Here is a 9,900-nt window from a genome sequence, read left to right as displayed (position 1 = left end):
TCCGTGTTGACGATGATCTGCGCGCCGCGCGGCAGGTCCTCCAGGTTCGCCTTCAGCGCCGCCGGGTTCATCGCCACCAGCACGTTCGGCGCGTCCCCCGGGGTGAGGATGTCGTGGTCCGCGAAGTGCAGTTGGAAGGACGACACGCCCGGCAGCGTCCCGGCGGGCGCCCGGATCTCGGCCGGGAAGTTCGGCAGCGTGGAGAGGTCGTTGCCGAACGACGCCGTCTCCGAGGTGAACCGGTCACCGGTGAGCTGCATGCCGTCACCCGAGTCACCGGCGAAACGGATGATCACCCGGTCCAGTCGGCGGATCGGCTTGCCGTGCCTCGGCGGCGAACCTCCCGGGGCCGTTGGATCGGCGGGCACGGCCGCACCGGGGCGTCCGTCACCGTTCCCGGAACGACCACCGTCGCCGTCCGAGCCGTCCACTGCCTCTGACTGATCGACCTGACTGGTCACTGCCGCGGACCTCCTCGAGGGCACACCACCGCGGGCGCGGCCCCGTGCCCCGTCCGCTTGGTGCACCTCCCGCATCCTATGCGCGGGCACTTGATCCCGGACGGAACTCCCACGTGCGGCGGGAAAACACCGGCCCGCGCCCGTACCGCACACGGGGTACAACGTCCGGCCGCCGGAGATCATTCCGCGTCCGACGGCCGCCCCCCTGCCCCCGAGCTGCCCGGCCGCCGGGACGGCTACGAGTTGAGGTAGGTGAGCACCGCCAGCACCCGTCGGTGGTCCTCCGGGCTCTGCGCCAGGCCCAGCTTCAGGAAGATGTTGCTGACGTGCTTCTCCACCGCGCCGTCCGAGACCACCAGCTGCTTGGCCACCGCGCTGTTGGTGCGGCCCTCCGCCATCAGCCCGAGCACCTCCCGCTCGCGCGGGGTGAGGTTGGCCAGCACGTCGCCCTTGCGGCTGCGGCTGAGGAGTTGCTGCACCACCTCCGGGTCCAGCGCGGTGCCGCCCTCGGCGACCCGGACCACCGCGTCCGCGAACTCGCGCACCTCCGCGACCCGGTCCTTCAGCAGGTAGCCGACGCCCCGGGTGGAGCCCGCCAGCAGCTCGGAGGCGTACCGCTCCTCCACGAACTGCGACAGCACCAGCACGTTCAGCTCCGGGTAGCGCCCGCGCAGCTCGACGCAGGCGCGCAGGCCCTCGTCAGTGTGGCTCGGCGGCATCCGCACGTCGGAGACCACGACGTCCGGCAGTTGCCCGGCCGCGGCCAGGTCGTGGATGGTCTTCACCAGCGCGGCGCCGTCCCCGACACCCGCCACGACCTCCAGGCCCCGGTCGGTGAGCAGCCGGGTCAGGCCCTCCCGCAGCAGTACGGAGTCCTCGGCTATGACGACGCGGCGCATGGTGACCTTCCCGGCAGGGCAGAGCTGACAGGGGCCAGTCTCCCCCATCCGGGTGAACACCCGGCCCGCCGTCCGCGGATCCGCCGGTCAGGGGCTGCCGCCCGCCGCGCCCCGGTCACATGGTCCGGATCGCCACCGCGTCGCAGAGCCCCTCCAGGGCCGCCTTCGCCGCGCAGTCCGGCAGCGGGGCGAGCAGCGCCCGGGCGTCCTCGGCCTGGCGCAGCGTCTCCCGGCGGGCGCGCTCCAGCGCGGGGTGGCGGCGCAGCAGCCGCAGCGCCTCGGCGTGCAGCTCGTCGTCGGCGAGGTCCAGGGTGAGCAGTTCGCGCAGCCGGGTGTCGGCCGGGTCGGCGGGGTCGGCCGGCATCTGCTCCAGCAGCAGGGTCGGCAGGGTCGGCACGCCCTCGCGCAGGTCGGTGCCGGGGGTCTTGCCGGACTCCTGGCCGTCGCTGGCGATGTCCAGCACGTCGTCGGCCAGCTGGAAGGCGATGCCGATCCGCTCGCCGAACTCGCTGAGGGTGTCCACCATCCACGGCTCGGCGCCGGCCATCAGCGCTCCTATCCGGCAGGAGACCGCGATCAGCGAACCGGTCTTGCCGGCCAGCACGTCGAGGTAGTGCAGCAGCGGGTCGCCGTCCGGGCCGGGGCCGCGGGTCTCCAGGATCTGGCCGGTGACCAGCCGCTCGAAGGCGTCGGCCTGCATCCGCACCGCCTCGGGGCCGAGGTCGGCGAGCACCTGGGAGGCGCGGGAGAACAGGAAGTCGCCGGTGAGGATGGCCACCGAGTTGTCCCAGCGGGAGTTGGCGCTGGGGGCGCCGCGGCGCACCGGGGCCTCGTCCATGACGTCGTCGTGGTACAGGGTCGCCAGGTGGGTGAGTTCGACGACGACGGCCGCCGGCACCACACCGGGCGCCCCCGGGTCGCCGAACTGCGCCGCCAGCAGCAGCAGCAGCGGACGGAAGCGCTTGCCGCCGGCCTCGATGAGGTGACTGGCGGTGATGGTGATGAACGGGACGTCGCTCTTGACGGCCTCGGCGAGCGCCGTCTCCACCGCGTCCAGTCCGGCCTGAACGTCCCGGGTCAGGTCGCGGTCCTGCACGCTGAGCCCGAAGGGTCCCACGACGGTCACGAAGACCACTCCTCTGTCCCTGGTCGATCTAGCGGCCTGGTCCCTGAGTGCCGCCGCTGGCCATACAGGCAGGGTATCCGGTCACGAGTGGATCACTGCACGGGCGTGCGGATCCTGTCATGATCGGGCCGGATGCCCTGGTCAGGGCGGCTGTGGGGGCAGTACTGCGGTGGGGGCGAATTCAGCTGGAAAACACGGGCCGGAGCCCCTCCGCCGGCGGGCCGGCGGCAAACGCGCGTCCGGACCGCGCGCCGAGGGCGCGGCCCGGACGGGCCCGGGGCGGCGGCGCCGCCCCGGCGGCGGTCAGCGGACGAACAGCGCGGCCTTCGACGCCAGGTCCAGGAAGTACTGCGGCAGCAGGCCGAGACCCAGCGTGACCAGCACCCCCACCCCGATCGCGGTCGCCGTGAAGGCGCTCGGGATCGCCACCGTCGGGCCGCCCGGCTTCGGGTCGGAGAAGAACATCAGCACGATGACCCGGATGTAGAAGAACGCGGCCACCGCCGAACTCAGCACACCGACGATCACCAGCGGCGTCGCCCCGCCGGCCGCCGCCGCCTGGAACACCGCGAACTTCCCGGTGAACCCGGAGGTCAGCGGGATCCCGGCGAAGGCCAGCAGGAACAGTGCGAACACCGCCGCCACCAGCGGCGAGCGCCGGCCCAGCCCGGCCCAGCTGGACAGGTGGGTCGCCTCGCCCTTGGAGTCGCGCACCAGGGTGACCACGGCGAACGCGCCGAGCGTCACGAAGGAGTACGACAGCAGGTAGAACAGCACCGAGGACAGGCCCTGCTTGTTGGTGGCGATCACGCCCGTGAGGATGAACCCGGCGTGCGCGATCGAGGAGTACGCCAGCAGCCGCTTGACGTCCTGCTGGGTGACCGCCAGCACCGCGCCCACCACCATGGTGAGGATCGCCACCCCCCACAGCACCGGCCGCCAGTCCAGCCGCAGGCCCGGGAAGGCCACGTAGAACAGCCGCAGGAACGCCCCGAAGGCCGCGACCTTCGTCGCCGCCGCCATGAAGCCGGTCACCGGGGTCGGCGCGCCCTGGTACACGTCCGGGGTCCAGGAGTGGAACGGCACCGCGCCGACCTTGAACAGCAGGCCGACCGCGAGCATCGCCAGGCCGATCAGCAGCAGCGCGTCACTCTGGGTGCTGCTCAGCTGCGCCGGGGTGGTCATCGCCTTGCCGGAGATCACGTCCGAGATGTCGCCGAGCTTCACGCTGCCCGCGTAGCCGTACAGCAGCGCGGTGCCGAACAGGAAGAACGCCGAGGCGAAGGCGCCCAGCAGGAAGTACTTGACGGCCGCCTCCTGGGAGAGCAGCCGGCGGCGCCGGGCCAGCGCGCAGAGCAGGTACAGCGGGAGGGAGAAGACCTCCAGCGCCACGAACATCGTCAGCAGGTCGTTGGCCGCGGGGAACAGCAGCATCCCGCCGACCGCGAACATGGTGAGCGGGAAGACCTCGCTGGTGGCGAAGCCGGCCCGGACCGCGGCCCGCTCCTGCTCGCCGCCGGGGGTGGCGGCGGCCTGGGCCGCGAAGGCGTCGGCGGGCAGGCCGCCCGCCTTGGGCTCCAGCTTCCGTTCGGCGTAGGTGAGCACCGCGACGACGGCGGCCAGCAGGATCACGCCCTGCAGGAACAGCGCCGGGCCGTCCAGCGCGACGGACTCCATGGCCAGCAGGTCGACCCGGGTGGAGCCGAAGCCCTGGGAGGCCAGCACCACCACGGCGACGAAGGAGCCGATCAGCCCGGCCAGGGCGAGCGACACCTGCGTCCAGTGCCGGTACCGGCGGGGCACGAAGGCCTCCACCAGGATGCCGGCCACGGCGGCGCCGAACACCACCAGCATCGGGGAGAGCTGGCCGTACTCCAGGTGCGGCGCCGGGATGCTGGCGGTGTTGCCGCCGGCGGCGGCGAGCATGCCGGTGGTGCTCACTTCTGCTCACCTCCTGAGGTGGCGGCGACCGGGTGGGCCGGCGCCGGGTCGGTCTCGTGGACCTGCGAGAGCGTCGCGTTCACCGAGGGGTTGACCAGGTCGGTGAGCGGCTTGGGGTAGACGCCGAGCAGGATGGTCAGCGCCACCAGCGGGGCGACCACGGCCAGTTCGCGGACCTTGAGGTCGGGCATCCCGCCGACGCCGGCCTTCACCGGGCCGGTCATGGTGCGCTGGTACAGCAGCAGGGCGTACAGCGCGGCCAGCACGATGCCGAAGGTCGCCACGATGCCGATCGCCGGGTAGCGGGTGAACGTGCCCACCAGCACCAGGAACTCGCTGACGAACGGGGCCAGCCCGGGCAGCGACAGGGTGGCCAGACCGCCGATCAGGAACGTCCCGGCGAGCACCGGGGCGACCTTCTGCACCCCGCCGTAGTCGGCGATCAGCCGCGAGCCGCGGCGGGAGATCAGGAAGCCCGCCACCAGCATCCACGCGGCGGTGGAGATGCCGTGGTTGACCATGTAGAGGGTGGCGCCGCTCTGGCCCTGGCTGGTCAGCGCGAAGATGCCCATGATGATGAAGCCGAAGTGCGAGATCGACGCGTAGGCGACCAGCCGCTTGATGTCCTTCTGACCGACCGCCAGCAGCGCGCCGTAGATGATCCCGATCACCGACAGGACCAGGATCACCGGGGCGAAGGTCTTCGAGGCGTGCGGGAACAGCCCGAGGCAGAAGCGCAGCATCGCGAAGGTGCCGACCTTGTCCACCACGGCGGTGATCAGCACGGCGGTGCCGGCGGTGGCCTCGCCCATCGCGTTCGGCAGCCAGGTGTGCAGCGGCCACAGCGGGGCCTTCACCGCGAAGGCGAAGAAGAAGCCCAGGAACAGCGCCTTCTCGGCGGTGCCGGACAGCTGGAGCTTGCCGTCGGCGATCGCCGAGGTGAGGGTCTGGAGGTCGAAGGTGCCGAAGCCCTGGTCCTGCGCGATCACGTACAGGCCGATCACGGCGGCCAGCATCACCAGGCCGCCGAGCAGGTTGTAGAGCAGGAACTTCACGGCCGCGTACGAGCGCTGGCGCGCCGCGTCGGGGCCGCCGGCCCGGTCGCCGAAGCCGCCGATCAGGAAGTACATCGGGATCAGCATGGCTTCGAAGAACACGTAGAAGAGGAAGACGTCGGTGGCGTAGAAGGAGACGACCACCATCGCCTCCACCGCCAGGATCAGGGCGAAGAAGCCCTGGGTGCGGCGCCTGCCCTCAAAGGTGCCGTCGGGAGAGGCAGGCCCCGGGTCGGCGTCGTGCCAGGAGGCCAGCATCACCACCGGCACCAGGACGGCGGTGAGCAGGGCGAGGACGGCGCCGATGCCGTCCACGCCGAGCGAGAAGGTGATGCCGAAGGAGCGGATCCAGCTGTACGACTCGGTCAGCTGGTAGCGATCGCCGTGCGGGTCGAAGCGGGTCGCCACCACGGCGGCCAGCACCAGGGTGACGACCGAGACGCCCAGGGCGACGGCCTTGGTGGTCGAGCGGCGGCGCTCGGTCGACCCGGCGGGCAGGGCGGCGGTCAGCACCGCGCCGGCCGCCGGGACGGCACAGGTGGCGGTCAGCAACGCGCTCATGGCCGCACCCCCCACGTGGAATCTGCGCGAGTCATCAGACGGACCTCATCAGGAGAGTCGTGGCGACCAGCACCAGCGTGCCGCCGAACATGGAGAGCGCGTACGAGCGGACGAAGCCGTTCTGGACCCGCCGCAGCCGACTGGACACGCCGCCGATGGTGGCGGCCAGGCCGTTGACGAAGCCGTCCAGACCGCGGCTGTCGAAGTAGACCAGCGTCGCGGTGAGCGCCGAGCCCGGGCGGACCAGGACGGCGTGGTTGAAGTCGTCCTGGAGCAGGTCGCGGCGGGCGGCCCGGGTGAGCGGGGAGCCGACCGGCGGCACCACGGGGACGGCGGAGCGCCCGTACATCAGGTACGAGACGAGGACGCCGGCCAGCATGCAGGCCGTGGTGAGCACGGTGACCACCAGCGGGGCGAGCGGCGAGTTGCCCTCGGAGTGTCCGGTGACCGGCTCCAGCCAGGTCAGGAACGAGTCGTTGAAGGCGAACAGCCCGCCCGCGAAGACCGAGCCGAAGGCCAGCAGGACCATCGGGATGGTCATGGTCTTCGGCGACTCGTGCGGGTGCGGGGCGTTGCCCTCCGCGTCCGGCTGCCAGCGCTTCTCGCCGAAGAAGGTCAGCAGCATCACCCGGGTCATGTAGAACGCGGTGACGGCGGCACCGGTCAGCGCGCACAGGCCGAGGATCCAGCCCTCGGTGCCGCCCTTGGCGAAGGCCGCCTCGATGATCTTGTCCTTGGAGAAGAAGCCGGACAGGCCGGGGAAGCCGATGATCGCCAGGTAACCGAGGCCGAAGGTGACGAAGGTGACCGGCATGTACTTGCGCAGGCCGCCGTAGTGACGCATGTTCACCTCGTCGTTCATGCCGTGCATGACCGACCCGGCGCCGAGGAACAGCCCGGCCTTGAAGAAGCCGTGCGTCACCAGGTGCATGATCGCGAAGGCGTAGCCGATCGGGCCGAGCCCGGCCGCCAGCACCATGTAGCCGATCTGCGACATCGTCGACCCGGCCAGCGCCTTCTTGATGTCGTCCTTCGCGCAACCGACGATCGCACCGAACAGCAGCGTGACCGCGCCGACCACCACCACGGCGGTCTGCGCGTCCGGCGCCAGGTCGAAGATCGCCGACGAGCGGGTGATCAGGTAGACGCCGGCGGTCACCATGGTGGCCGCGTGGATCAGCGCCGACACCGGGGTCGGGCCCTCCATCGCGTCGCCCAGCCAGGACTGCAGCGGCACCTGCGCCGACTTGCCGCAGGCCGCCAGCAGCAGCATCAGGCCGATCGCCGTCAGCTTGCCCTCGCTCGCCTGCGCCGCCCCTCCGAAGACCGGCTCGAAGGCGAAGGAGCCGAACTCGGTGAACATCAGCATGATCGCGATCGACAGGCCCAGGTCGCCGACCCGGTTGACGATGAACGCCTTCTTCGCCGCCGTCGCCGCGCTCGGCTTGTGCTGCCAGAAGCCGATCAGCAGGTACGAGGCGAGGCCCACGCCCTCCCAACCGAAGTACAGCAGCAGGTAGTTGTCGGCGACCACCAGCAGCAGCATGGCGGCCAGGAACAGGTTCAGGTACGCGAAGAAGCGGCGCCGGCGCTCGTCGTGCGCCATGTAGCCCACCGAGTACAGGTGGATCAGCGTGCCGACGCCGGTGATCAGCAGGACGAAGGTCATCGACAACTGGTCGAGCCGGAACGACATGTCGGCCTGGAACCCGTTCACCGGGATCCAGCTGAACAGGTGCTCGGTGACGGCCCGGTGCTCGGCCTCGCGGCCCAGCATGTCCCAGAACAGCGCCAGGCCGAAGCCGAACGAGAGCGCCGCGAGGGCGGTGGCCAGCCAGTGGCCGAAGCGGTCCAGCGCGCGGCCGCCGAGCAGGAGCAGGGCGGCGCCGGCCAGCGGGGCCGCCACCAGCAGCGGAATGAGAGAGTTCACCGAGGCCCTCCGCCTACAGCTTCATCAGATTGCTGTCGTCGACCGAAGCGGAGTGCCTGGTCCGGAAGATGGAGACGATGATGGCGAGGCCGACCACGACCTCGGCCGCCGCGACCACCATCGTGAAGAACGCGATGATCTGGCCGTCCAGGGTGCCGTGCAGCCGGGAGAAGGTCACCAGGGCGAGGTTCGAGGCGTTCAGCATCAGCTCCACGCACATGAACAGCACGATCGCGTTGCGCCGGATCAGCACTCCGGCCGCGCCGATGGTGAACAACAGGGCCGCGAGGTACAGGTAGTTGGCCGGGTTCACTCCGCTCCCTCCTCGTCGGCGCGGCCGTTCAGGCCGTCCTTGCCGTTCAAGCCGTCCTTGCCGTTCGAACCGCCGTTGCCGTTCAGGCCGCCGTTGCCGTTCAGACCGTTCGGACCGCCGTTGCCGTCCTTGCCGTTCACCGACGCCGGCACCGACGCCGGCACCGGCTCCAGGGACTTGCGCGGTCCGGCGACCGCCGGCCGCTCGGACGACGGCCGGCCCAGCCAGTCCGCCGTGGTGTTCTCCAGCTCGGCCATCCGCCGCAGCATCTCCTGGCTGACGTCCCGGACCTGGCCGCGCTCGCGCAGCGTCGCCATCACCGAGTCCTCGGCGATCGTGCCGTCCGGCAGCAGCGCCGGAACGTCCACCGCGTTGTGCCGCGCGTACACGCCCGGCGCCGGCAGCGGCGGCAGCTGGAGGTTGTCCACGACCCGCTGGGCGGCCAGCTCGCGCTGCGTCTTCGGCGCCTTCACGTGCTCGCGGTGGGTCAACACCATCGCACCGATCGCCGCGGTGATCAGCAGCGCGCCGGTGACCTCGAACGCCCACACGTACCGGGTGAAGATCAGCCGGGCCAGGCCCGGCACGTTGCCCTCGGCGTTCGCCTCGGACAGGCCGGTGAAGTGGTCCAGCCGCGCGTTGGCGATCCCGGCGATCAGCAGCACGCCGAAGCCCAGCCCGCACAGCACCGCGGCGAACCGCTGGCCCTTCAGCTGCTCCTTCAGGGAGTCCTCGCTGGTGACGCCGACCAGCATCACCACGAACAGGAACAGCATCATGATCGCGCCGGTGTAGACGACGATCTGCACCACGCCCAGGAACACCGCGCCCTGCGCCATGTAACAGACCGCCAGCGCCATCATCGTGGCCGCCAGGCACAGCGCGCTGTGCACGGCCTTGCGCATCAGCACCATGCCGAGCGCGCCGCCGACCGCGATCACCGCGAGCACCCAGAACTGGACGGCCTCCCCGACGGAGGTCGTCCCGGTCGCGGCCAGGTTGAGGGAGGTCACTGCTGGACCTCCCGCTCCCGGTCGGTGCGCTCCTGCTGAACCGTCCCGGGCGCCGCCGCGGTGATCTCGCCCCGGTAGTACGCGCCCTCGTCGGCGCCCGGGAAGATCGCGTGCGGGGCGTCCACCATGCCCTCGGACAGGCCGACCAGCAGCTGCTCCTTGGTGAAGATCAGGTCCCGGCGCGAGGAGTCGGCCAGCTCGTACTCGTTGGTCATGGTGAGCGCGCGGGTCGGGCAGGCCTCGATGCACAGCCCGCACAGGATGCAGCGGGCGTAGTTGATCTGGTAGACCGCGCCGTAGCGCTCGCCCGGCGAGTAGCGCTCCTCCTCCCGGTTGTCCGCGCCCTCCACGTAGATGGCGTCGGCCGGACAGGCCCACGCGCACAGCTCGCAGCCGACGCACTTCTCCAGGCCGTCCGGGTGCCGGTTCAGCTGGTGGCGGCCGTGGAAGCGCGGAGCGGTGGGCTTCTTCTGCTCCGGGTACTGCTCGGTGAGCCGCTTCTTGAACATGGCCTTGAAGGTCACGCCGAAGCCGGCGGCCGGGCCGAGGATCGACGGCTTGTCGGGCCGCTCGGCCCGCTCCGTCTGGTCGGACGACATCT

The 9,900-nt window shown here is 71.1% G+C and carries 9 protein-coding genes; all 9 read right to left on the bottom strand.

Going from position 1 to position 9,900, the window contains the following annotated elements:
• The coding region (locus tag AC07AL_RS12475) for a 2-oxoacid:acceptor oxidoreductase family protein (RefSeq protein ID WP_400808741.1) at positions 1 to 461 on the bottom strand (461 nt) is incomplete at its 3' end.
• A 236-nt stretch (positions 462 to 697) separates the two neighbouring features.
• A complete protein-coding gene (locus AC07AL_RS12470) occupies positions 698 to 1,360 on the bottom strand; it encodes a response regulator transcription factor (RefSeq protein WP_363585065.1) in 663 nt (220 codons plus the stop codon).
• 115 nt (positions 1,361 to 1,475) lie between these two features.
• On the bottom strand, positions 1,476 to 2,486 hold the full coding sequence (locus AC07AL_RS12465; protein WP_363585063.1) for a polyprenyl synthetase family protein: 1,011 nt from the start codon (positions 2,484 to 2,486) through the stop codon (positions 1,476 to 1,478).
• 303 nt (positions 2,487 to 2,789) lie between these two features.
• Positions 2,790 to 4,412 (bottom strand): NADH-quinone oxidoreductase subunit NuoN, encoded by a 1,623-nt coding sequence (gene nuoN, locus AC07AL_RS12460; RefSeq protein WP_350877774.1) that lies wholly within the window; start codon positions 4,410 to 4,412, stop codon positions 2,790 to 2,792.
• 11 nt (positions 4,413 to 4,423) lie between these two features.
• Positions 4,424 to 6,043 carry an NADH-quinone oxidoreductase subunit M gene (locus AC07AL_RS12455; protein WP_363632142.1) on the bottom strand — a complete coding sequence of 540 codons (1,620 nt, stop codon included), beginning with the start codon at positions 6,041 to 6,043 and terminating at the stop codon, positions 4,424 to 4,426.
• A 34-nt stretch (positions 6,044 to 6,077) separates the two neighbouring features.
• A complete protein-coding gene (gene nuoL, locus AC07AL_RS12450; protein WP_363585060.1) occupies positions 6,078 to 7,973 on the bottom strand; it encodes an NADH-quinone oxidoreductase subunit L in 1,896 nt (631 codons plus the stop codon).
• A gap of 13 nt (positions 7,974 to 7,986) precedes the next feature.
• Positions 7,987 to 8,286, bottom strand: coding sequence for an NADH-quinone oxidoreductase subunit NuoK (gene nuoK, locus AC07AL_RS12445; RefSeq protein WP_363585058.1), 300 nt, complete (start codon positions 8,284 to 8,286; stop codon positions 7,987 to 7,989).
• Positions 8,283 to 9,299: an NADH-quinone oxidoreductase subunit J gene (locus tag AC07AL_RS12440; protein ID WP_363632140.1), complete on the bottom strand. Its 1,017-nt coding sequence runs from the start codon at positions 9,297 to 9,299 to the stop codon at positions 8,283 to 8,285. Before AC07AL_RS12440 ends, nuoK begins: the two co-directional genes overlap by 4 nt.
• Positions 9,296 to 9,898, bottom strand: coding sequence for an NADH-quinone oxidoreductase subunit NuoI (gene nuoI, locus AC07AL_RS12435; protein WP_363585056.1), 603 nt, complete (start codon positions 9,896 to 9,898; stop codon positions 9,296 to 9,298). The genes AC07AL_RS12440 and nuoI overlap by 4 nt, the downstream gene beginning before the upstream one ends.
• Positions 9,899 to 9,900 lie beyond the last annotated feature (2 nt).

It is taken from the genome of Kitasatospora sp. NPDC043949, from assembly GCF_056435365.1.
Note: the sequence above shows the minus strand (reverse complement) of the source record. Positions and strands in the feature narration are given on the sequence as shown.

Coding starts and splice junctions, on each gene's coding strand:
- AC07AL_RS12470 (WP_363585065.1), bottom strand. CDS start 1,360: ATGCGCCGCGTCGTCATAGCCGAGGACTCCGTACTGCTGCGGGAGGGC.
- nuoN (WP_350877774.1), bottom strand. CDS start 4,412: ATGCTCGCCGCCGCCGGCGGCAACACCGCCAGCATCCCGGCGCCGCAC.
- AC07AL_RS12455 (WP_363632142.1), bottom strand. CDS start 6,043: ATGAGCGCGTTGCTGACCGCCACCTGTGCCGTCCCGGCGGCCGGCGCG.
- nuoI (WP_363585056.1), bottom strand. CDS start 9,898: ATGTCGTCCGACCAGACGGAGCGGGCCGAGCGGCCCGACAAGCCGTCG.